Here is a 21037-nt window from a genome sequence, read left to right as displayed (position 1 = left end):
CCGGCGCCTCGTCAATCGGCGAGCCGGCAGTGCGAGAGCTTCAACCCCGGCAATACGGGCGCATCGATATAGCCTTCGTTCACGCAGCTGAACCGGAACGCCGCCGACGTGACGAACGGCTTGATCTCCCCGCCGGGGAATTTCGGCTTCAGCGCGGCCTGGTCGGCCACGTCGAAATGCGTATCGAACTGCTCGCCGTCGGCCGTCAGCGCGCCGAAGTACGTGCCGGCCGGGTCGCTGCCCATCCGGATCACGGCGCCGACGAACACGAGGCGCCGGCCGTCGTATTTCGTCTTCGCGGCGGCCATGTCCTGCGTATAGGCCTCGATCACGGCGCCGTAATGCGCATCGATCGCGGGTTCGGCGGCCGAAGCCGCGCAAGCGACCTCGTGAACGCCCGCCAGCAGCGCGCAGGCCGCAAGCGCGGCTGCCGCGAACGGCGCGGAAATCTTCTTCATCGGTGGTCTCCCGTCCAGCGTGGTGGTTGAAGTCGTCGAAGCCCGGCGCTTGCGCCGGTTGCATTCGCTTTCGTTGCTTTAATCGTTCGAATGGCGGAACACGGCTGCGATCACTTCATCACGCGCAGGGTCGTGCGCGGTGCACGGCGCCGCGCGGAACGCGACGTGACTGGAAGATGACATGGTGCGGCCCCCGGCTCTCTCGTTGATTTTTACTGCGTCTGATTTTGGCCGCTACGGTAGCAGACGGTCGATGGCCCGGCAACTGGGTCCCGTGCGTTGCCGGCCATCCCATTACAATTGCAAATGATTCTCATTAAATATATCATGCGCAACCTGGCCGCAACCAAACGCCGCGGCCCGCAACACGATCCTTGGTATTCCTCCTGCCTCGATTCATGCCATCCCGTCGAACGCCTCGCCGTGCCCGGACCCAGCGTCCGTGGCGCACCCGCCTGCCTGCCCTGCTCACCCTTTGCGTCGCGAGCGGCGCGCATGCGGCCAACGCCGAACCCGTCACGCCCGCATCGACTCCCGCGACGCCAACCGAACATGAACTCCCGGCGATCAGCGTCAGCGCGTCGGCAACGGCCGATCCGACGGTCGGCTATCAGCCGCGCACCACGCGCATCGCGGGCGGCGACGACCGTTCGCTGAAGGAGATTCCGCAATCGGTCGCGGTGGTCAGCAGCAGCGTGATGCAGGACCAGCAGGCGCGCTCGCTCGACGACGTGCTCGGCAACATCAGCGGCGTCACGCAGACGAACACGCTCGGCGGCACGCGCGACGCGTTCATCAAGCGCGGCTTCGGATCGAACAACGACGGCTCGGTGCTCGTCGACGGCGTGCGCACGCCGGTGCTGCACAGCTATCTCGCGACGATCGATCGCGTCGAAGTGCTGAAAGGGCCCGCGTCGCTGCTGTACGGGATGCAGGATCCGGGCGGCGTGATCAACCTCGTCACGCGCAAGCCGGAAGACACGTTCGGCGGCTCGATCTCCGCGTCGCGCACGAGCCATGGCGGCAGCAGCGCGCAGTTCGACCTCACGGGCCCGCTCGGCAAGCCGGGCCAGGTCGCGGGCGGCACGCTCGCGTTCCGGCTGACCGGCGAATACGACACGAGCCGCTACTGGCGCAGCTTCGGCCGCGAACGCAATGCGCTGATCGCGCCCGCGCTGTCGTGGCACGACGCGAACACGTCGATCGACGTCAGCTACCAGTACGTCGACTACACGACGCCGTTCGATCGCGGCACCGTGCTCGTGAACGGCCAGCTCGACGATACGCTGCGTTATCGCCGCTACGAGGAAGCGTGGTCGCAAAGCAGCGGCATCCAGGAAACGCTGCGTACGCGCATCGAGCACCGCTTCTCCGACGCATGGCGTGTACGCGCGACCTACGGCTGGGGCCGCGACCGCTACGATCAGTACATTACGCGCGCCACCGCGTTCAACAGCAGGACCGGCGCGCTGACGCGCTCGTCCGACGCGAACCTGGGGCGCAACGATTCCGACCAGATCGCGACGCTCGGCCTGCTCGGCAACGTGACGCTGGCGGGGATGAACCACGCGCTCTACATCGGCGGCGAATACGAGCGGCAGCGCAGCTTCCGCGGCGACACGATCCGCGGCAAGGCGACGACCGGTTTCAATCTCTACGATCCCGTGTACGGCCTGCTCGCACCGGGCGGCACGCCCAACGCGAAGCAAAGCGATTCGCGCTCGGTCGTGCATGCGTATTCGACGATCGTTCAGGATACCGTGAAGATCACCGACCGCCTCACGGCAGTGGGCGGGCTGCGCTGGGAAAACTGGCAGCAGGAATCGGGCATGGGGCGCCCGTTCGTGTTCGCCGACCGGTCGCGCGGCAGCGTCTGGCTGCCGCAGTTCGGGCTCGCCTATGCGCTCACGCCCGAGCTGACCGCGTATGCGAACGTGAGCCGTTCGTTCAAGCCGAACGTCGCATCGAACGTCGCGGCACCGCTCGCGCCGGAATACGGCCGCGTGCTCGAGGCCGGGCTGAAGTTCAGCCTGAAGCCCGCGATCACCGGCACGCTCGCGGTCTACCAGATCGACAAGCGCAACGTCGCGGTCACGGTCGGCGACCTCACGTCGACGATCGGTACCGCGCGCTCGCGCGGGATCGAGCTCGACGTCGCCGGGCAGATCACGCGTCACCTGAGCGTGATCGGCAGCTATGCGTATACGAACGCGAACGATCGCGACAGCAACACACCGCTCGTCAACGTCGCACGCCACACGGGCAGCCTGTTCGCGGTGTACGACACGGCCATCGCGAACCTGCCGGGCCGCTGGCGCTTCGGCGGCGGCGCGCGCCTCGTCGGCGCACGCCCCGGCGATACGGCGAACAGCTTCACGCTGCCCGGCTACGTGACCGTCGATGCGTTCGCCGCCTACGAAACGACGATCGGCAAATTCCCGACGCGCTTCCAGCTCAACGTGAAGAACCTGCTCGACAAGACCTACTACCCGTCGAGCAACAACAACCTGATCGTCGCGGTCGGCGAACCGCGGCTCGTCACGTTGACGACGACGGTATCGTTCTGACGCAACGGGATGGCCGGCGCGGTCACGGGCGCCAGCGATAAACGACGATGTTCGACCCGTTGTAGTTGTCCTTCGTGATCACGTACTCGCCGGTCGAGCGCAGGTAGGCACGCACGCCGTACATCGAATCGACGTCGTTGCCGACGTCCATCGCCGACGTGTTCGAATTCATCAGCGTCGTGACGAGCGCGCCGGTGTTCAGGTCGAACACGTCGATGTTCGGCACCGTGTGCACGTAGCCGACGAACAGGTAGTGGCCGGCCGCCGCGATCGATTTCGGGTTCGCGCTCGTCAGGTTGATCACCGGATTCGGCGCGCTCGTGTTGCCGCTCTTCCAGCCGTGATAGACCTCGATGTGCCCGTTCATCGCGGTCCAGTCCCAATTGCCCGCGAGGCCCTGCGCGAGGATCATCGTGTCGCTGTCGGCCTGGTAGATGATGCGCGTGACCGGCGCGACGCCGGTCGGCACGGGCGTCGTCGTCGGCTTGCCCCACGACGGCTTGCCGGTCGCGTCGAAGCCCGTCATCGGGTAGCGCGCGATCACGTTCGATCCGTTCAGCCCGGCCCACACGTCGCCGTTGCCGTCGATGTCGAAACCGGCCGTCACCTGCAGCGTCGTGTTGAACGGCTTGCCCGGCAGCGAACCGGCCGGGATCGCGATGTAGCCGCTCGCGGTGTTGAAGTAATAGAAGTTGAAGTTGCCCGGGTTCTGGCCCGACGCGACGAGGATCCGGTTGCCGCCGACGTTCACGAGCTGGCCGAAGTGCTGGCCGCGCTGATAGTCGTTCATGTCGAGGCGCGGGTCCTTCGGGTAGGTGAACGGGTCGACCGTGTTCGCGACGAACGTGCCGCCCGCGGTGCCCGTGTACACGTTGTTGCCGCTGAAGAACAACGTGCCGTCCGTCACCGGATCGGGCGCGGCGATTCCCTCGAAGTTCAACGCCTGCAGCTTCCATTGCAGCGTGCCGACCGGGCTGTACGAATGCAGATCGGTGCTGCCGTTGCGGCCGAGATCCCAGCCGCCGCCCCACGCGTTGTTCAGCACGTACAGGTTGCCGGCCGCATCCTTGCCGAGCGCCGCGACGCGCGTGAAGCGCTTGTCGCCGACCTGCCCCTTGATGCCCGTCGTCGTGTCGAGATAACCGCCCTGCACGCCGAACGTGCCGACCTGCACCGGCATCCCGGGCAGCCCGCCGTACACCTTGATGTTCATGTCAGGCCCTTCGTCGCCCACCATCAACTGGCCCATCGACGCATCGAAGTACAACGACGCCGGCCGCGCGCTGGCCGCCATCTGAAGCGTGTTCATCGCCGCCCCGGCCGCGCTGAACTGCGCGACGACGCCCGCGCTCTTGCGCGCGACCCACAGATTGCCGGCCGCATCGAGCGCCAGCGCGCCCGGCCCCGATACGCCGATGTCGCGCTGCCACACGCCGTCGGTCGTATAGACGCGCACGCGGTTGCCGTAGAAGTCGCTCACGTACAGCAGGTTGCCGCCCGTCGCGAGGCCCGTGATCACGTCCGCGTACTGGATGCCCGTCCACGTGCTGACCGGGATGCGCAGGTCGCGCTGGTTCGAGCTTCGGTTGTAGCGCCCCACCGAGCCGCTGCCGAACGTGCGGTTGTAGCCGAGCGCGACGAACAGCGACGTGGCATTGCCGGTGATCGCTCCGCCCTGGAATTCGTCGTGGATGCCGATCGTGCCGAGCGGCTGGCCGTTCTGGTAGATCGCGACGCCGCCCGCGTTCTCGTCCCAGCGCGACGCCGTGTAGATCACGCCTTCGGGCGCGACCCACATCGAGCGCGCGCCGTTGCCGACGTGGGCGGCCAGCGTGCCGTACGTGTTCGCAAGCCAGTCGGTCGAGTATTGCGCCTGCGCGTGGCCCGCCGGCGCCAGCAGCGCCATGCACATTCCCAGCAACGCCGCGCGGATTTGTTTCATTGACATGAATAATGCTCCCAGACGAACAATGGTCGACACTGTAAATCGCGGCGCATGAAATATTGGTGATTCAGGCAAATGCGCATTCGCCGTTACTCCGAATTATTCACTCCACGCCTTTTGCCGTCCGGCGCTTTTTCGTCAACGATCGCAAAATCTGCAAAACCGCGCCACGACGGCCTGACGGTCACGCGATCTCGACGTATACGCCGGCATTTTCTTCCGGGTCATCCGATACAAATGCGTCATTTTTTCTTATATGACCGTATTGCCTTTTCATCCCGGAATTCTTTTCGATTATTACAAATGGAAATTAAAATGAAAGGAGAAAAATATTATTCGACGCGATCGGCTGTTCGCGATTTCGCGCGCGGAAGGGAAAGCGGGAGGGAAAGGAGGAATGCGGCGGGAAAAACCGCGCGCCGGCAGGACCGGCACGCGGCGGCGATCGCTCAACTTGCCGGGTCGAGCGTCGGGCCGCCCCAGCCGTCGACGTATTTCGGCAGCGCGTCGGCGACGTCGATCACGCGTGGCCCGTAGAACAGGGGCATCGACGGTTGCAAGTGGTCCGGCAGCGGCCCGCCATGCGCACCCGCGGTCAAGCTGTTCGGCACGACGCGCATGCCGGGCCGGTTCGTCCCGAACACGATCTCGCCGCGCGATGCGCACCACGCCCGTGACATCGACATCGACGGATGCGGGAACGTCGCGTGACCGCCGTCGATCGTCACCTGCTCCGGCGGCCATGCAGTAGCCGACAGCATCGGCGTGCCGTAAAAATCGCGGCACGTCGCGCAATGACAGTTCGCGCGCGCCGCCGGCTCGCCGCACAGCGTGACCGTCACGGCACGCACAGGCAGCGCGCGGAAAGCGTTCGGGTCATGTCGTCTCCTCGAAAAGGGAGGCGACGGTATAGGAGCATGCCGGCAACGATGCCCGCAGCAGCAGCGGGCCCCGTTGCACGCGCAACGATCGCCGCGTCAGAACTTCTGGCGCAGCCCGAGGCTCACGATCGCCTGCGATCGCGAATCGGACGAATGACCGTTCGCCTTGTCCGACACCGACGCGGTCGCGGCCACCGGCCGGCCGAGTGCGTCGAGCGTCGTGCCGGACGCATGCTGGTACGCGCCGAGCAGGTACACGCTGGTGCGCTTCGACAGGTCGTACACGGCGCCGAGCGTGACGTTGTGATACTGCGCACGGTTGTCGATGCCGTCGACGTCGCTGCCGCGCGTGTAGCTGTAGCCGGCAAACAGCTGCGTCTGCGGCTGCACGTTCCAGCGCGTGAACACGCCGGCGACGTTGAACGTCGCATGCCCGGAGAACAGCGACTGCGCGCCGCCGCGGTACTGCACGTTGCTGTAGTTCACGCCGACGACGGCCGGGCCGAAGTCGTACGTCGCCCCCGTCGCGATCACCTGCTGCGATTGCGCGCTTGCATAACCTTCGTTGATCGACGAATTGAACAGGCCGTCGTCGGTGCTCTGCCACTTGCCGGCCGTCGGGTCGGTCGCGCCCGTCTTGCTGTTGTCCGAGCGCTCGTAGCCGACGCCGACGCGCAGCGGGCCAGCCGCGTACGCGGCGCCGACGCTCCACGTGTTGCGCTGCTTCATGCTCCCCGGCTGGCCGCCGAAGCCGTACAGCGCGCCGAACGTGAAGCCCGAGTAGTTCGCGCTCGTGTACTTGATCGAGCTGTCGACGCGGGCGGTCTGGTCGAGATCGTCGATGTCGCCCGGGTGCGCGCCGAAGCCGCCGATGAACGACGACGGGCCGACCGGGCTCACGAAATCGTCGAGCGACGTGTACTGACGGCCGAGCGTGATCGTGCCGTAGCGGTTGCTGCCGACGCCGACGAACGCCTGGCGGCCGAACTGGCGGCCGCCCTGGCCCGACGTGCCGTTCGCGATGTCGAAGCCGTTCTCGAGCACGAACAGCGCGCGCATGCCGCCGCCGAGATCCTCGGAACCCTTGATGCCCCAGCGGCTGCCGGACAGGTTGCCGGTCGTGAGACCGACGCTCGAATGGCCGGTGTACGCACCCGCCGAGCCAACCCGTTCGTTGCTGCGGTAGGTCACGCCCGCGTCGACGATGCCGTACAGCGTGACGGAGCTTTGCGCGGCGGCGATACCCGCGAGCGAGAGCAGCAGCGGCGCTGCGATCAGTTGCTTGTTCATGATGTTATGTCTCCGGGCGTCGAACCCGTTGTTCTGGCTGACTGTTGCGAGTAGCGCGCACGGGCGCCGACATCCGCCGGCGGTGCGAGGCCGGCCGCGTCCGCGCGCGACGACGCGGCGGGCATGCCCGCTGCGGCCGCCATGGTAGTTGGAACCGGTTCCGACCCAAAGCGGAATAATGACAACAGTTTTTTGCCAAAATCGAGATAGTCGCGACACGGCCGTCGTTGATCGCTGCCGCGCCTGTACAGCATGGGGCGGCGCCCCCGATAATCGAACGCACCCTTTCCCCAGGAGTGCCGTCATGCATGAAACGACCCTGCTGATCTTCGCCGCCGTCGCGTTCGTCGGCATCGCGACACCCGGCCCGACCGTGCTGCTCGCGCTGACCAACGGCTCGCGTTACGGCGTGCGCCGCGCGGCCTATGGCTTCGCGGGCGCGATGCTGTCCGACGTCGTGCTGATCGTCGCGGTCGCGCTCGGCCTCGGCGCGCTGCTGATGGCATCGGCGTTCTGGTTCTCGGTGGTGAAATGGCTCGGCGCCGCGTACCTCGCGTATGTCGGCATCCGGCTGCTGATGTCGAAGGGTTCGCTCGACGTCGCCGCCGCGTCCGCCGGCGCGGCGCCCGATCGCAACGCGTCGATCTTCGCGAAGAGCTTCCTGACCGCTGTCACGAATCCGAAGGGCTATCTGTTCTTCTCCGCGTTCCTGCCGCAGTTCCTCGATCCGTCCGCGCCGCTCGCGCCGCAGTACGTCGCGCTCGCGGTCACGTTCGCGCTGCTCGACGGCGTGGTGATGTTCGGCTACGCGCTGCTCGGCGCCCGCGCGGTGCGGCTGCTGAAACGCGCGGGTGCACTGTGGCTCGAACGCACGTGCGGCGCGATGCTGCTCGCGCTCGCCGGGTCGCTCGCGCTGTACCGGCGCCATGCGGCATAGAAGCCGGTTGCGATGAAAATCGATCGACCGCCCCGCTCCGGCTTCCCCGGCCTGTCGCTCCGGCAACTCGACCGCGCGGACCTCGACGCGTGGTACGCGTACCTGTCCAACCCCGACGTCTTCCGCGACACGAGCTGGAACCTGCGCGCACCCGACGATCTGCTGCCGCTGTTCGACAACATCGAATCGGCCGACCCGGATTCGATCCGGCGTCTCGCGATCGTCGACACCGCATCGGGCACGCTCGCCGGGACGGTCGGGCTGCATACGGTGTCCACCGTGAACCGCTCGGCGGAGATCGCGTACGACCTCGCGCCGTCGCACTGGGGGCGCGGCATCGCGAGCGCCGTGTGCGAAGCCGTCACCGCATGGGCGTTCACCACGGGCGGCTTCATGCGGATGCAGGCCGTCGTGCTGACCAGCAACGCGGGCTCCGCGCGCGTGCTGCAGAAGTGCGGCTACCGCTACGAAGGACTGTTGCGCGCCTACAAGATGGTGCGCGGCACGCCGGGCGATTTCGCGATGTACGCGCGCCTCGCGACCGACTGACGCACCGTACGCGGCATCGCGCGCCGGTGCCATGATGCGATTGTTGGACGACCCGCGCCGAATTGGCGACAATCGCCGTTCCCCTCATCGACGCTCCGCCATGAAGATCGCCGCGCTTTCCGACATCCACGGCAACCTCGCCGCGCTCGACGCGGTGCTCGACGACGTCCGCCGCCGCGGCGCCGACGTGATCGTCAATCTCGGCGACATCGTGTCGGGCGCGCTCCATCCGGCCGAAACGGCCGACCGCCTGATCGCGCTCGATCTGCCGACCATCAAGGGCAATCACGAGCGGCAGTTGCTCACCTGCGACCGCGCAGCGATGCGGCTGTCCGATCGCTGGGCGCACGACACGCTGCGCGACGACCAGCTCGACTGGATCGCCGCGCTGCCCGAACGCATGATGCTCGACGACGACGTATTGATGGTGCACGGCACGCCGGCCAGCGATCTCGTCTACTTCCTCGAGACGGTCACGCCCGACGGCTGCCGCGCGGCCACGCCCGACGAAGTCGCGCGGCGCGCGGGCCACGAAGCGGCGTCGCTGATCCTGTGCGGCCACACGCACGTGCCGCGTACCGCGAAGCTCGACGACGGCCGGCTGATCGTCAACCCGGGCAGCGTCGGGCTGCAGGCGTACGAGGACGACCTGCCGCATCCGCACCGCATCGAAACAGGCTCGCCGCATGCGCGCTACGCGATGGTGTCGCGCACGGCGGCCGGCTGGAGCGTCGAATTCCATGCGGTCGAATACGACTGGCACACGGCCGCCGTCACCGCGGCCTCGCGCGGGCGCGACGACTGGACCGTCGCGCTGCGCACCGGCCGGTGCTGAGACGCACGCGCCGCGCCGCCGCCCCGCTTCACGTCCCTTTCAGGAAAACCGAACGCCATGCCCGTTCCGTCGCAACTGCTCTTCCTGCCCGGCGCATCGGGCAGCACCGCTTTCTGGCAGCCGCTGGCCGGCCTGCTCACGCATCCGGCCGAACGGCGCATCGTCGCCTATCCGGGCTTCGGCGACACGCCGCGCGATCCGGCCGTCGACGATTTCGACGGCCTCGTGCGCGATGTCCTCGAGAAGATCGACCGGCCGACCGCCGTGATCGCCCAGTCGATGGGCGGCGTGATCGCGATGCGCGCGGCGCTCGACAAGCCCGGGCTCGTCACGCACCTCGTGCTGACGGTCACGTCCGGCGGGCTCGACATGGAAGGGCTCGGTGCGCAGGACTGGCGGGCCGGCTTCGCCGAAGCGAACCCGCAGTTGCCCGACTGGTTCCTGACGTTCCGCGCGGACTTCTCGCGGGACATCGGCCGCATCGCACAACCGACGCTGCTGCTGTGGGGCGACGACGATCCGATCAGCCCCGTCGCGGCCGGCCGGCGCCTGCTCGAACGGCTGCCCGATGCGCGGCTGCATGTCGTGGCGGGCGGCCGGCACGACCTCGCGGCCGTGCATGCGCAAGCGCTCGCCCCGCTCGTCGACGCGCATCTGCAGCGCACGTAACGTCGCGCGCGCCGGCATCCGCTTCCGTCCGCGCTTCAGCTTCGGCGCGCACCCGGCACCGCGACGCTCACGCGCGGCGTCGGCTCACCCCGCGCGCCTCAGCGTGAGCCGTGCTTCGAGCCCGCCGCCATCGGGCCGGTTGTTCAGCGTCAGCGTGCCGCCCATCGCGAGCGCGAGTTGCTTCGCGATCGCCAGACCCAACCCCGTGCCGCCCGTGTCGCGGTTGCGCGACGTCTCCACGCGCCGGAACGGCTCGAATACCGCGTCGAGCTGATCGGCCGGAATGCCGGGCCCGCGGTCGAGCACGGCAATCACCGCGCCGCCGTCCGGCGCGGCCTGCACGTCGATCTCGGCCGCGCCCGCGAACTTCAGCGCGTTGTCGACGAGGTTGCCCACGATGCGGCGCAGCGCCTTCGGCCGCGTGACGAGCGCGAGCGGCGCGCGGCTGTGCAGCGCGACGTCCTGTCCCGCATCCGTGTAGTCGCACACGATGCTGTCGAGCAGCGCGTCGAGATCGATGCGGCGCGCGGCTTCCTCGGTGCCGTGCAGCGTCCGCGCGTACGCGACGCCCTCCTTCACCAGGTGCTCCATCTCGATCAGGTCCTGGCGCAGCTTCGCGCCCTGCGTGTCGTCGTCCATCACGTCGACCCGCAGCCGCATGCGCGTGATCGGCGTCTGCAGGTCGTGCGAGATCGACGCGAGGATCTGCATGCGCTCGGCCATGTACTGCGCGATGCGGTCCTGCATCGCGTTGAATGCCCGGGCGGCACGCGCGACCTCCGACGGCCCGCCTTCGTCCAGCCGCTCGCCCTTCAGGTCGGGGCCGAGCGCGTCGGCGGCCTGCGCGAGCTGCTTGAGCGGCCGCGTCGCGAGCCGCACCGCGAGCCAGCAGCACGCGGCCAGCACCGCGAGCTGCAGCACGAGCACGACCGGCAGCCAGCCCGACAGCGGCACCGTCGACATCGGATGAATGTCGATCGTCAGCGGCGACCCGTCGGTCAGGCGCAGGTGCACCTGCAGATGTTCGCGATCGCCGGGGATCGCGTTCGCGGTCAGCGGGTAGTCGCCGCCGATGCCGTCCGAGATCGAACGCTCGACGCGCGCCGACAGCCGCGCTTCCGGCGGCGTGCCCGTCTCGCCGGGCCCGAGGATGAACGCATAGCTGCGCCGCGCGAGACGCGGCAGCCACGCGGCGCGCTCGGCCGGCGGCAAGTGGTCGAGCAGCGCGACCGAACTCGCGACCTCGCGCTCGATATAGCCCATCATCAGGTTGGTGGTCGCCTGATCGCGCTCGGTGACGGTGAGCCAGAACGACAGCGTCTGCGCGAGCGCGAGGCCCACGCACAGGATCAGCGCGAGCCGCGCGAACAGCGAGCGCGGCCAGTGCCACGGCGTACGCGCGCTCATGGCGTACCGTCGACGGCGGTCACGGCCGACGAGAACACGTAGCCCTCGTTACGCAGCGTCTTGATGTAGCGCGGTTCGCGCGCGCCGTCGCGCAGCCGCTGGCGCAACCGGCTCACGAGCAGGTCGATCGATCGGTCGAACGGGTCGGACTGCCGCCCCTGCGTGAGGTTGAGCAACTGGTCGCGCGTCAGCACGCGCTGCGGGTTGTCGAGGAACACGCGCAGCAGCCGGTATTCGGCGCCGCTCAGCGCGACCAGCGTGCCTTCGGCGTCAAGCAGGTGGCGCCCGGTCGTGTCGAGCCGCCATTCGCCGAACGCGAGCATCTCGGCCGTTTCCGTCACCTGCATGCCGGGCGGCAGCATGCGCGCGCGGCGCAGCACCGAGCGGATCCGCGCGAGCAGTTCGCGCACCGCGAACGGCTTGGCCAGGTAATCGTCGGCGCCCATCTCGAGGCCGATGATGCGGTCGGTTTCCTCGCCGCGCGCGGTCAGCATCAGCACGGGTACCGTGCGGAACTTGCCGGCCCGCAGGTCGCGGCACAGCGTGAGACCGTCCTCGCCCGGCATCATCAGGTCGAGCACGATCAGGTCGGGCGCGCCGTCGTCCAGCACGTTGCGCATCTCGCGGCCGTTCGCGGCCAGCGACACGCGCATGCCGTTCTTCTCCAGGTAGTCCGCGATCAGTTCGCGGATCGCGCGATCGTCGTCGACGATCAGCACGTGGTCGATCTTGTCCATGAGTCGTGGTCGGTGTCGTGGTTCGGGCAGGCGATGTCCGCTGTTATACCGCATGGCAGGCGCGCGTTTGTATCCCAATGTATCGCGCGGCCGCGGCGACACACAACATTGCACACGCGCCGCCGGCCGGACACATCGCGGATACGTCGGCGCCGCCTAATGGGGCCTGTCGAAACCCGTCCGGCCGCCGCCGTCCAGCCGCGGCCACCCCGCTCAGGAGAACGCCATGCTGCCCCGACTCAAGACCGCCGCCGTCGTCATCGCCCTCGCCGCCACGGCCGGGCTCGCCGCCTTCGCCGGCACCCGCGACGATGCGGGCATGCCGGCGTCGCTGGCCGGCACGCCGGCCCCCGATTTCACCGGCATCGACCGCTGGCACAACAGCGCGCCGCTGACGCTCGGCCAGTTGCGCGGCAAGGTCGTGCTCGTCGATTTCTGGACGTACTCGTGCATCAACTGCATTCATACGATTCCGTACGTGAAGGAATGGGACCGGAAGTATCGCGACCAGGGGCTCGTCGTGGTCGGCGTGCACACGCCCGAATATCCGTTCGAACGCGATGCGAAGAACGTCGCCGAGGCGGTCAAGCGCTTCGGCATCTCGTACCCGGTCGCACAGGACAACCGCTACGACACGTGGCGCGCGTACGGGAACCAGTACTGGCCCGCGCTGTACCTGATCGATGCGAACGGCAAGGTCGTCTATACGCGCTATGGCGAAGGCGGTTACGACAAGACCGAGGCCGCGATCCGCGGGGCGCTCGCGCAGGCCGGCACACCGGCGAAGGATGCGACGCGCACCCAGTGACCGGCGCGGCGGGCGCGGCGCGCATCTGCACATGCGTGCACGCCCGTCATGCGCTCACTCGCTCACGTGCGTTTCGCGTCCGCCGCCGCGAGCATCGCCTCGCCGATCGCGAGGTTGCCGTCCGCGATCAGCGCTTCACCGGCGCCCCGGATATCGGCCCCGGCCTTGTTCTGCCCGAGCTTGCGCTTGCCGACGAGCCGCGTGATCTCGATCCGCAGCCCGACGATCGACTGCACCATCGTGTCGATGTAGTCCTTCGGCGCGTCGCCCATCTTCCACGGCACCGGCTGCGACGCCTCGTGCGTGCGCGTCAGCCGCGCGACCACGCCGCGCACGAACTTCTCGTCGTCGCGCACCGTGATGCGGCCGTGCGCATGCACGACCACGTAGTTCCACGTCGGCACTTGCCGGTGCGCGACGTGCTTGCTCGGGTACCAGTTCGGCGAGATGTACGCGTCGCCGGCGCGGAAAATCACGAGCACCTCGTCGCCGTCCGCGACGTCCCGCCAGACCGGATTCGCGCGGGCGACGTGCGCATGCAGTTCGCCGAGCCCGCCATCGTCGGGCAACAGCTCGAACGGCAGGTGGTTCGCGTCGAGCCCGTTCTTGCCCTGCGTGATCAGGCTGCCGAACGGATGCTGCACGATCAGCTCGCGCAGCGCGTCGGGATCGGGCTCGTTGAAATCGGCGGGGACGTACATGTCGGCTCCACGGTCGAACGGGATGGGAAATGGCGCGGGCGCAGGCCCGTCATGCGGCGATTGTGACCCCAAACTGGTTTATGCTGTAGAGCCGGTTTGGAACAATTTCAGCAGACCAGAATCATGGCAAGAACGGCCCGGATCGTCGAAATCCCGTCGCTCGGCACGCTCGACCGCGCGGCCGGCGACCTGAGCCGTCAGCTCGCGCAGGCGCTGCGCGACGCCGTGCGGCGCGGCGACGTCCGGCCGGGCGACGCGCTGCCGTCCACGCGGCTGCTGGCGGCGGCGCTGCAGGTTGCGCGCGGCACGGTGGTCGATGCTTATGCCCAGCTCGTCGCCGAGGGCTTTCTCGAGTCGCGCGGCGGCGCGGGCACGCGGGTCGCGAACGCGCTCGCGGAACCGCCGTCCGGCGACGCGCCCGCACCGCCCGCGCGACGCCAGCGCCCGGCGCACGCCGGCCTGCCCGAGCCCGCCGCCACCTTCGCGCGGATCGCCCGCGAATTCAGCCCGCTGCCGGCCATGCCGTTCGCGATCTCGGTGCCGGTCGGCCTCACCGCCCCCGACGACATCTGGCGCCGGCTCGGCAACCGCCTGCGCGCCCGCGGCGCCGGTGCGCCGTCCGGCTATGCCGATCCGCAGGGCGCGCTGCCGCTGCGCGAAGCGATCGCCGACTACGTGCGCCGGTCGCGCTCGGTGCGCTGCGATGCCGGCCAGGTCGTGATCACGAGCGGCACGCAGCAGGGGCTGCATCTCGCGCGCCAGGTGCTGCTCGGCGACAACGACCGCGCATGGGTCGAGAATCCCGCCTATCGCGGCATCACCGCGCTGCTCGAAAGCACCGGGCGGCGCGACGCGATGGTGCGCGTGCCGGTCGACGCCGACGGCCTCGACGTCGACGCCGGCATGCGGCTCGCGCCGGAGGCGCGCGCCGCGTTCGTCACGCCGTCGCACCAGTACCCGCTCGGCATGCCGTTGAGCATGGCGCGGCGCAACGCGCTGCTCGCCTGGGCACGCGCGCAGCGCGCGTGGGTCGTCGAAGACGACTACGACAGCGAGCTGCGCTACGAAGGCTACCCGTTCCCGTCGCTGCAAGGGCTCGACCCCGATCGCGTGATCTACCTCGGCACGTTCAGCAAGATCCTGTTTCCGTCGCTGCGGCTCGGCTACGTGATCGCGCCCGAGGATCTCGTGCCCGCGTTCTGCGGCGCGCGCGTGCTGATGGATCGCCATGCGCCGACCGCCGATCAGCACGTGCTGGCCGCCTTCATCGCGGAAGGCCATCTCGACCGCCACATCCGCCGTGTGCGCGGCGTGTATGCGGAACAGCGCGCGCTGCTGATCGACACGCTCGGCGCGCGGCTGCCGCGCGAACGCGCGTGGGTGCAGCCGGGCGACCAGGGCATGCACGTCGTGCTGTGGCTTGCCGAAGGCATCGACGATCTCGACGTGGTCGCCCGTGCCGCGCAGGCCGGCGTCGCGGTGCGCGCGGTGTCGCCGATGTTCGCGCCCGGCACGGCCCGCCCGGGGCTCGTGCTCGGCTTCGGCGGGTTCGACCGCGCGCAGATGGAAGCCGCCGCGCAACGGCTCGCGGACGTGGTTTCGTCGGCGCAATCGCGGCCGCGCGCACCTTAAAAGGTTGTCGGCGGGCAACAAACGTAATCGTCTGTAAATCCTGCAAGCAAACGGCCGTTTCTGCCGCCGGCGTGCGGGCGCCGTTTGCTAGGATCGCGCGTCTTCCATCCGCCCTTGCCGCCTTGAATCGCTTCGTGCCGTTTCTCCGAGATGCGTGGCTCCGTTGCCGCGCCCGTGTCATGCCGCTCGCCGCCGCCTGCCGCGCGCGCCTGCGCACGCTGTGCGCGGCCGTGCTGCATCGCCTGCGCCATCCGACGCGGCGCGGCGTGGCGCTGACGCTCGCCGCGATACCGGTGCTGGGCCTGCTGGTCCTGCTCGCGTTCGTCCCGTTCACGCCGAGCATCGGCGACATCCGCAAGGCGCGCATCGACCGCCCGGCGCGCGTGCTGTCTGCCGACGGCCAGCTGATCGCCGAGTTCCGGCCCGTGAACCGCGAATGGGTGCCGCTCAAGCAGATCTCGCCGCACATGGTCGACGCGCTGATCGCGACCGAGGACCATCGCTTCTATTCGCATCACGGCATCGACTTGCGCCGCACGCTCGCCGCCGGGCTGCATACCTTCTCGGGCAACCGCCAGGGCGGCTCGACGATCACGCAGCAGCTCGCACGCAACCTGTATCCGGACGAGATCGGCCGCGCGCCGACGCTCACCCGCAAGGTGAAGGAGGCGATCACCGCGCTGAAGATCGAGGCGGTCTACAGCAAGGACCAGATCCTCGAAACCTACCTGAACACGGTGCCGTTCCTGTACAACGCGTACGGCGTCGAAATGGCCGCGCGCACCTACTTCGGCAAGTCGGCGGACCAGCTCGACATCGCGGAAAGCGCGACGCTCGTCGGGATGCTGAAGGGCAACAGCTACTACAACCCGGTGCTGAATCCGGAGCGCGCGGTCCAGCGGCGCAACATCGTGCTCGGCCGGATGGCGCAGATGGGCATGCTCACGCCGCCGCAGCTCGCGAAACTGCAGCGCCAGCCGCTGCGCGTCGACTTCGAACCGCAGACGGCGCAGCCGAGCCTCGCGCCGCACTTCGCGGTACAGCTGCGCAAGTGGCTGATCGCGTGGGCCGACCGCAACAACTACGATCTCTACGCCGACGGCCTCGTCGTGCGCACGACGCTCGATGCGCAATTGCAGGACATGGCCACGCAGGCGCTGACGCGGCAGACCGAGCGGCTGCAGGCGGTCGCCGACGGCGCATGGCGCGGCCCGTCCGGCTGCGGGCTGCGCAACGACCTGTTCCGCAGCTTCATCCGCCAGACGGCCGAGTATCGCCAGGCCCGCGACACCGGGCTCGCCGACGTGCCGGCGCTGAAGCAGCTCGGTGCCAACCGCGCGTTCATGCGCGCGCTGTGCGAACGCAAGACGCAGGTGCAGGCCGGTTTCGTCGCGATCGATCCGCGCAACGGCGCGATCCGCGCGTGGGTCGGCAGCCCCGATTTCGGCAGCGAGCCGTTCGACCACGTCGTGCAGGCGCGGCGCCAGCCGGGTTCGACCTTCAAGCCGTTCGTCTATGGCGCGGCGTTCGCGGACGGCATGCGGCCCGACGATACGTTCGTCGATCGTCCCGTCGCCATTCCGGTCGACGGGCGCGCCGTGTGGCGCCCGACCGATGCGGAACCGCCGACCGGCGAGCCGATGACGCTGCGCGACGCGCTCGCGCTGTCGCGCAACCGCGTCACCGCGCAGGTGATGCAGCACGAAGGCGCCGCGAAGGTCGCGCAGCTGGCGCGCGCGATGGGCGTGCGCGACAGCCCGCTCGATGCGGTGCCGTCGCTCGCGCTCGGCACGAGCCCCGTGACGCTGAAGGAGATGGTGTCCGCATACGGCACGATCGCGAACCGCGGCGTGTACGTCGCGCCGCAGATGATCACGCGCATCGAGGACCGCGACGGCAAGGTGCTGGCCGCGTTCGGCAGCGCGCCGCCCGAACGCGCGCTGCCGGCGCCGGCCGCGCAGACGCTCGTCGACGTGATGCGCGACGTCGTCGATCGCGGCACCGGCGCCGACATCCGGTCGCGCTACGGGATCCGCGTCGACGTCGCCGGCAAGACGGGCACGACGCAGGACAACGCGGACGGCTGGTTCATCCTGATGCATCCGCAGCTCGTGGCCGGCGCGTGGGTCGGCTTCGACGACGGCAGCGTGACGCTGCGCAGCGACTACTGGGGCGCGGGCGCGCACAGTGCGCTGCCGATCGTCGGCTCGTTCTACGAGGCGGCGCTGCGGGCGCGCGCGATCGATCCGCACGCGCAGTTCTCGCCCGATTTCCGGCCACGCAGCGCGCCCGCGCCGAGACGGCGCGTGCAGCATCCGGGCCTGTTCGACTGGCTGAGATTCTTCCGCTGATCGCGGCGCCCGCGGCCCGTTTTACCGGCGCGTCGTCAGCGACCGGCGACCGGCGTCACGGCGCCGGTGGCGACTCGCCGCTGCGCGCGACCGGATGAAGCTCGATGCCGTCGACCTGAAAGCCTTGCACGATCAGCAGCAGGACGCCCGTGGTCGAATGCTTCGTCGTGAAACTGCTGCCGGTGATCGACGTGACCTGATAGGGCGAGCCGATCGGCATCCGGATCAGTTGGCCGCCCGGCACGTCGAGCACGCACGCGTCGGCGGGCGGCTTCTCCGGACCGTCCATATCGAGCTCCGCCACCTGGGCCGGGGCCGTTTCGACGCTCCAGCGGCCGGCTTCACGCGCGCGCAGCACGAAGTCGTCACCCGCCTTCTCGACGCGCAGGGTCGCGGGTTTGCCGGCGGCCCGCGCGTAATCGCCGAGCAGCCCATCGCAGGCACTGCCGGCTCGCGCGGACAGCGAGACGCACAACATCAGACAGAAAACGGGAATGCGCACGGCGGGCCTCTCAGCGTTCGTATTGTTGTCGGAATGCCGGCGCGGGCGCGCGCGGCGGCGGCGACACGATCGGGCGCCGCCGGGCGCCAATATAGCGAACGCGACCGAGGTATGCCAGCCCGCGGCGCACAGCGGGAAGACGCCGGAACACGTGCGCGGCATCCTGCTTCGGCCGGGCACGGCCTGAACCCATCCGGACGAAGCGCCGACCGGTCGAGCTACCGGCCGAACAGCGTGCGCGCGCGTACTCAGCCCGCCGCGAGCGTGGCGGCCAGCGCGTCGAACTCCGGCGCCCATGCGGCGCGCCACGCAGCCTTCGTCACGTCATCGACCCACGCGCCGTCGATCCCGTTCAGCATGAACTGCTTCAGGTCGGCCACGGTGAAGCCGAAATGGCTGAGCATCAGTTCCCACGCTTCGCTCGGATTGACCTTGTGAAGCGTCGGGTCGTCGGTGTTCGGATGGATCTTCAGCCCGAGGCCCGGCATCTTGCGCATCGGATGCCGTTCCGCCCATTGCTCCGGCGGCAGCGTGCGCAGATAGTACGAATTCGTCGGCACGACGGTGAAGACGATCCCGCGCTCCGCATAGCGCGCACACAGGTCGGGGTTGTCGACGATCGTATAGCCGTGATCGACGCGATCGACCTGCAGCAGATCGACGGCCGTCTCGACGTTGCGCCACGGCATCCCGAACTCGCCCGCGTGCGCGGTCGTGCGGAAACCGGCCGCACGTGCATTGCGGTACGCCTTCCAGAACAGTTCCGGCGGCCGGTCGTTCTCGCGATAGTCGATGCCGATCCCCGCGACTTCGTCCGCGCGATTCGCCTTCATCCACTCGACGATTTCGACCGCCTCGTCGGGATCCTGCTCGCGGTCGATGCTCGGGATCAGGCGCGCGCCGATCCCGAAATCGCGCGCGGCATCGCGGATCGCCGTCACGATCGCGGCCTGCGCATCGGCATACGCGATGCCCGACACGCGCACCGTACCTGTCGGATTCCAGAAGAATTCCGCATGCCGGACATGGTGCGCGGCCGCATCTTCCAGATACTCGTAAGCGATCCGCCGCAAATCGTCGGGCTGCGTGAGCAGATACTTGTCGAGCGCCCGCAGCACGTGCAGCACGCCGACCGGCTTCTCGCCGCGTGCGTAGAACGCATCGATCTCCGCGCGCTCGATCGGCGCGCCGCTGCGCGCCGCGAGCGCGACGAACGTGTCGTGCCGCACCGCGCCGAGCAGGTGGCAATGCAGCTCGACCTTCGGCAGCGCGTGGAAGAAGGCCCGGTGGGCCGGCGTGATCTCGATGCCCGTGCGCGCGGGCGGGACGTTGCCTGGTGTTCCCTTCATGTCAGTCTCTTTTTTCGGTAGTGCCTGTGCGTCGCGAAAGCCGTCCCTCAGTGCGGCTTCACGACGGTCCAGAAGTAATAGCCGAGCGGAATCGCGAGCACGACGAGCCCCCACGACACGTCGCGCCAGCGGCCGGCCAGCAGCTTGACGAGCACGTAGCACAGCAGCCCGCCCGCGATGCCGGTGCCGAAGCTGTTCGACATCAGCGTGAGCAGCACCATCGACATCACGGGCAGCGCATCGGTGAAATCGTCGAAATGCGTATGGCGGATCGTCGCGAACATCGACAGCCCGATCAGGATCAGCGCCGGCGCCGTCGCCTCCTTCGGGATCGCGAGCGCGACCGGCACGAACAGCAGCATCGCGGCGAACAGCACGGCCGCGGCCAGCGACGACAGCCCGCTGCGGCCGCCGGCCTCGACGCCCGCGGCCGATTCGATCAGCGCCGTGAGCGCCGGGATGCCGAACACGGGCCCGAGCGTCGCGGCGAGCGAGTCGACGAGGAACGGCCGGTTGATGTTCGGCAGGTTGCCCTGCTCGTCGAGCAGGTTTGCCTTCGCGCCGACCGCGAGCGCGGTGCCGAGCGTCGAGAAGAATTCCGCCGCGAAAAACGCGAACAGGTACGGCGCGGCCGCAAGGCTCAACGCGCTGCCGATATCGAGCTTGAACGCGATCGGCGCGATGCTGTGCGGCAGCGACACGAACGACGCGGGCAGGTGCGTGACGCCCAGCGGCACGCCGGCCGCGGCCGCGGCGAGGATCGCGATCAGGATCGCACCGGGCACCTTGCGCGCCTGCAGCACGATCGCCACCGCGAGGCCGGTCAGCGCGACGAGCGCGCCCGGCCGCGAGAAGTCGCCGAGCGCGAACGCGTTGGTCTTCGCATTCGCGACGACCATCCCCGCGTTGCGCAGCCCGAGCATCGTGACGAACAACCCGATCGACGCGCCGAGCCCGAGCTTGATCTGCACCGGAATCAGCCGCACCACCACGCCGCGCGCGCCGAGTATCGTCAGCAGGAAGAACAGCACGCCCGACACGCATGCGATGCCGAGGCCCGTCTGCCAGCCGACGTGTTCCGTCGTCGCGAGCGTCACGCCGATGATCACCGAGCCGCCGATGCCGGGGCCGACGAGGAACGGCAGGTTCGCGTAGAGCCCCATCAGCGTCGTGAACAACACGAACACGACGATGGTCGCCGTCGTCGCCGCGCCGCGCTCCATTCCGCCGGTCGCGAGCAGCGACGGAATCACGACGAGCAGGTACGCGGCCGCGAGGAACGACGTGACGCCGGCGATCGTCTCGGTGCGCACGCTCGTGCCGCGCGCGGCGAGCGCGAAGCGGCGTTCGAGCCAGTTGGCCGGCGCACGCGCCGGGATCGTGTCAGTCGCTGTCATGGTGGTTCTCCTGTGATTCCGA

The 21037-nt window shown here is 68.8% G+C and carries 17 protein-coding genes and 1 pseudogene; 8 read left to right on the top strand and 10 right to left on the bottom strand.

Features of this window, described 5'->3' with window-relative positions:
- Nucleotides 1–11: 11 nt before the first annotated feature.
- A complete protein-coding gene (locus HWX00_RS14515) occupies nt 12–458 on the bottom strand; it encodes a hypothetical protein (RefSeq protein ID WP_069706707.1) in 447 nt (148 codons plus the stop codon).
- 398 nt (nt 459–856) lie between these two features.
- On the opposite strand from HWX00_RS14515, the gene HWX00_RS14510 reads away from it, so the two are divergent.
- Complete coding sequence (locus HWX00_RS14510) at nt 857–3025, top strand: TonB-dependent siderophore receptor (RefSeq protein WP_034190586.1); 2169 nt, start codon at nt 857–859, stop codon at nt 3023–3025.
- Between the two features lie 22 nt (nt 3026–3047).
- On the opposite strand, the gene HWX00_RS14505 is transcribed toward HWX00_RS14510, so the two are convergent.
- The 3 genes and pseudogenes from HWX00_RS14505 to HWX00_RS14495 form a co-directional block, all read right to left on the bottom strand.
- Entirely contained in the window at nt 3048–4973 is a 1926-nt protein-coding gene (locus HWX00_RS14505; RefSeq protein WP_175029002.1) for an NHL repeat-containing protein, read from the bottom strand.
- Nucleotides 4974–5419: 446 nt separating this feature from the next.
- Nucleotides 5420–5850, bottom strand: a pseudogene (locus HWX00_RS14500) (GFA family protein).
- Nucleotides 5851–5947: 97 nt separating this feature from the next.
- On the bottom strand, nt 5948–7141 hold the full coding sequence (locus HWX00_RS14495; RefSeq protein ID WP_059557455.1) for a porin: 1194 nt from the start codon (nt 7139–7141) through the stop codon (nt 5948–5950).
- A gap of 304 nt (nt 7142–7445) precedes the next feature.
- On the opposite strand from HWX00_RS14495, the gene HWX00_RS14490 reads away from it, so the two are divergent.
- From HWX00_RS14490 to HWX00_RS14475, 4 genes are all read left to right on the top strand, one after another.
- Nucleotides 7446–8078, top strand: a complete 633-nt coding sequence (locus tag HWX00_RS14490) for a LysE family translocator (protein ID WP_034190590.1) — start codon at nt 7446–7448, stop codon at nt 8076–8078.
- A gap of 12 nt (nt 8079–8090) precedes the next feature.
- The gene (locus HWX00_RS14485; RefSeq protein ID WP_175029001.1) at nt 8091–8627 is read left to right on the top strand and encodes a GNAT family N-acetyltransferase; all 537 of its coding nucleotides are present in this window, start codon (nt 8091–8093) and stop codon (nt 8625–8627) included.
- Between the two features lie 100 nt (nt 8628–8727).
- Nucleotides 8728–9462 carry a metallophosphoesterase family protein gene (locus HWX00_RS14480; RefSeq protein ID WP_049035484.1) on the top strand — a complete coding sequence of 245 codons (735 nt, stop codon included), beginning with the start codon at nt 8728–8730 and terminating at the stop codon, nt 9460–9462.
- Between the two features lie 57 nt (nt 9463–9519).
- Nucleotides 9520–10131, top strand: coding sequence for an alpha/beta fold hydrolase (locus HWX00_RS14475; RefSeq protein WP_034190593.1), 612 nt, complete (start codon nt 9520–9522; stop codon nt 10129–10131).
- Nucleotides 10132–10215: 84 nt separating this feature from the next.
- Here HWX00_RS14475 and HWX00_RS14470 read toward each other — a convergent pair whose 3' ends face one another.
- Both HWX00_RS14470 and HWX00_RS14465 read right to left on the bottom strand, forming a co-directional pair.
- Nucleotides 10216–11538, bottom strand: a complete 1323-nt coding sequence (locus HWX00_RS14470) for an ATP-binding protein (protein ID WP_034190594.1) — start codon at nt 11536–11538, stop codon at nt 10216–10218.
- A complete protein-coding gene (locus tag HWX00_RS14465; protein ID WP_034190595.1) occupies nt 11535–12275 on the bottom strand; it encodes a response regulator in 741 nt (246 codons plus the stop codon). The genes HWX00_RS14470 and HWX00_RS14465 overlap by 4 nt, the downstream gene beginning before the upstream one ends.
- Before the next feature lie 226 nt (nt 12276–12501).
- On the opposite strand from HWX00_RS14465, the gene HWX00_RS14460 reads away from it, so the two are divergent.
- Nucleotides 12502–13083 carry a thioredoxin family protein gene (locus HWX00_RS14460; protein WP_175029000.1) on the top strand — a complete coding sequence of 194 codons (582 nt, stop codon included), beginning with the start codon at nt 12502–12504 and terminating at the stop codon, nt 13081–13083.
- A 62-nt stretch (nt 13084–13145) separates the two neighbouring features.
- On the opposite strand, the gene HWX00_RS14455 is transcribed toward HWX00_RS14460, so the two are convergent.
- Nucleotides 13146–13784 carry an FMN-binding negative transcriptional regulator gene (locus tag HWX00_RS14455; RefSeq protein ID WP_124671062.1) on the bottom strand — a complete coding sequence of 213 codons (639 nt, stop codon included), beginning with the start codon at nt 13782–13784 and terminating at the stop codon, nt 13146–13148.
- Between the two features lie 123 nt (nt 13785–13907).
- Between HWX00_RS14455 and pdxR the strand changes: the two genes are divergently transcribed.
- Nucleotides 13908–15416, top strand: coding sequence for a MocR-like pyridoxine biosynthesis transcription factor PdxR (gene pdxR, locus HWX00_RS14450; RefSeq protein ID WP_175868117.1), 1509 nt, complete (start codon nt 13908–13910; stop codon nt 15414–15416).
- A gap of 122 nt (nt 15417–15538) precedes the next feature.
- Nucleotides 15539–17767: a penicillin-binding protein 1A gene (locus HWX00_RS14445; protein ID WP_175028843.1), complete on the top strand. Its 2229-nt coding sequence runs from the start codon at nt 15539–15541 to the stop codon at nt 17765–17767.
- Nucleotides 17768–17822: 55 nt separating this feature from the next.
- On the opposite strand, the gene HWX00_RS14440 is transcribed toward HWX00_RS14445, so the two are convergent.
- The 3 genes from HWX00_RS14440 to HWX00_RS14430 all read right to left on the bottom strand — a co-directional run bounded on the left by HWX00_RS14440 (nt 17823) and on the right by HWX00_RS14430 (nt 21015).
- Nucleotides 17823–18431, bottom strand: a complete 609-nt coding sequence (locus HWX00_RS14440) for a hypothetical protein (protein ID WP_226194312.1) — start codon at nt 18429–18431, stop codon at nt 17823–17825.
- 86 nt (nt 18432–18517) lie between these two features.
- Nucleotides 18518–19618 carry an adenosine deaminase gene (gene add / locus HWX00_RS14435; RefSeq protein WP_069706715.1) on the bottom strand — a complete coding sequence of 367 codons (1101 nt, stop codon included), beginning with the start codon at nt 19616–19618 and terminating at the stop codon, nt 18518–18520.
- Between the two features lie 47 nt (nt 19619–19665).
- On the bottom strand, nt 19666–21015 hold the full coding sequence (locus tag HWX00_RS14430; protein ID WP_175028842.1) for an NCS2 family permease: 1350 nt from the start codon (nt 21013–21015) through the stop codon (nt 19666–19668).
- Nucleotides 21016–21037: the final 22 nt, after the last annotated feature.

The organism is Burkholderia seminalis DSM 23518 (assembly GCF_902832885.1).
GTDB classification, from domain to species: Bacteria; Pseudomonadota; Gammaproteobacteria; order Burkholderiales; family Burkholderiaceae; genus Burkholderia; species Burkholderia seminalis.
Note: the sequence above shows the minus strand (reverse complement) of the source record. Positions and strands in the feature narration are given on the sequence as shown.

Excerpts from the sequence above, each read along its gene's own strand:
- HWX00_RS14515 (WP_069706707.1), bottom strand. The coding sequence starts at position 458 with ATGAAGAAGATTTCCGCGCCGTTCGCGGCAGCCGCGCTTGCGGCCTGC.
- HWX00_RS14510 (WP_034190586.1), top strand. The coding sequence starts at position 857 with ATGCCATCCCGTCGAACGCCTCGCCGTGCCCGGACCCAGCGTCCGTGG.
- HWX00_RS14505 (WP_175029002.1), bottom strand. The coding sequence starts at position 4,973 with ATGTCAATGAAACAAATCCGCGCGGCGTTGCTGGGAATGTGCATGGCG.
- HWX00_RS14495 (WP_059557455.1), bottom strand. The coding sequence starts at position 7,141 with ATGAACAAGCAACTGATCGCAGCGCCGCTGCTGCTCTCGCTCGCGGGT.
- HWX00_RS14490 (WP_034190590.1), top strand. The coding sequence starts at position 7,446 with ATGCATGAAACGACCCTGCTGATCTTCGCCGCCGTCGCGTTCGTCGGC.
- HWX00_RS14485 (WP_175029001.1), top strand. The coding sequence starts at position 8,091 with ATGAAAATCGATCGACCGCCCCGCTCCGGCTTCCCCGGCCTGTCGCTC.
- HWX00_RS14480 (WP_049035484.1), top strand. The coding sequence starts at position 8,728 with ATGAAGATCGCCGCGCTTTCCGACATCCACGGCAACCTCGCCGCGCTC.
- HWX00_RS14475 (WP_034190593.1), top strand. The coding sequence starts at position 9,520 with ATGCCCGTTCCGTCGCAACTGCTCTTCCTGCCCGGCGCATCGGGCAGC.
- HWX00_RS14470 (WP_034190594.1), bottom strand. The coding sequence starts at position 11,538 with ATGAGCGCGCGTACGCCGTGGCACTGGCCGCGCTCGCTGTTCGCGCGG.
- HWX00_RS14465 (WP_034190595.1), bottom strand. The coding sequence starts at position 12,275 with ATGGACAAGATCGACCACGTGCTGATCGTCGACGACGATCGCGCGATC.
- HWX00_RS14460 (WP_175029000.1), top strand. The coding sequence starts at position 12,502 with ATGCTGCCCCGACTCAAGACCGCCGCCGTCGTCATCGCCCTCGCCGCC.
- HWX00_RS14455 (WP_124671062.1), bottom strand. The coding sequence starts at position 13,784 with ATGTACGTCCCCGCCGATTTCAACGAGCCCGATCCCGACGCGCTGCGC.
- pdxR (WP_175868117.1), top strand. The coding sequence starts at position 13,908 with ATGGCAAGAACGGCCCGGATCGTCGAAATCCCGTCGCTCGGCACGCTC.
- HWX00_RS14440 (WP_226194312.1), bottom strand. The coding sequence starts at position 18,431 with ATGCCGCGCACGTGTTCCGGCGTCTTCCCGCTGTGCGCCGCGGGCTGG.
- add (WP_069706715.1), bottom strand. The coding sequence starts at position 19,618 with ATGAAGGGAACACCAGGCAACGTCCCGCCCGCGCGCACGGGCATCGAG.
- HWX00_RS14430 (WP_175028842.1), bottom strand. The coding sequence starts at position 21,015 with ATGACAGCGACTGACACGATCCCGGCGCGTGCGCCGGCCAACTGGCTC.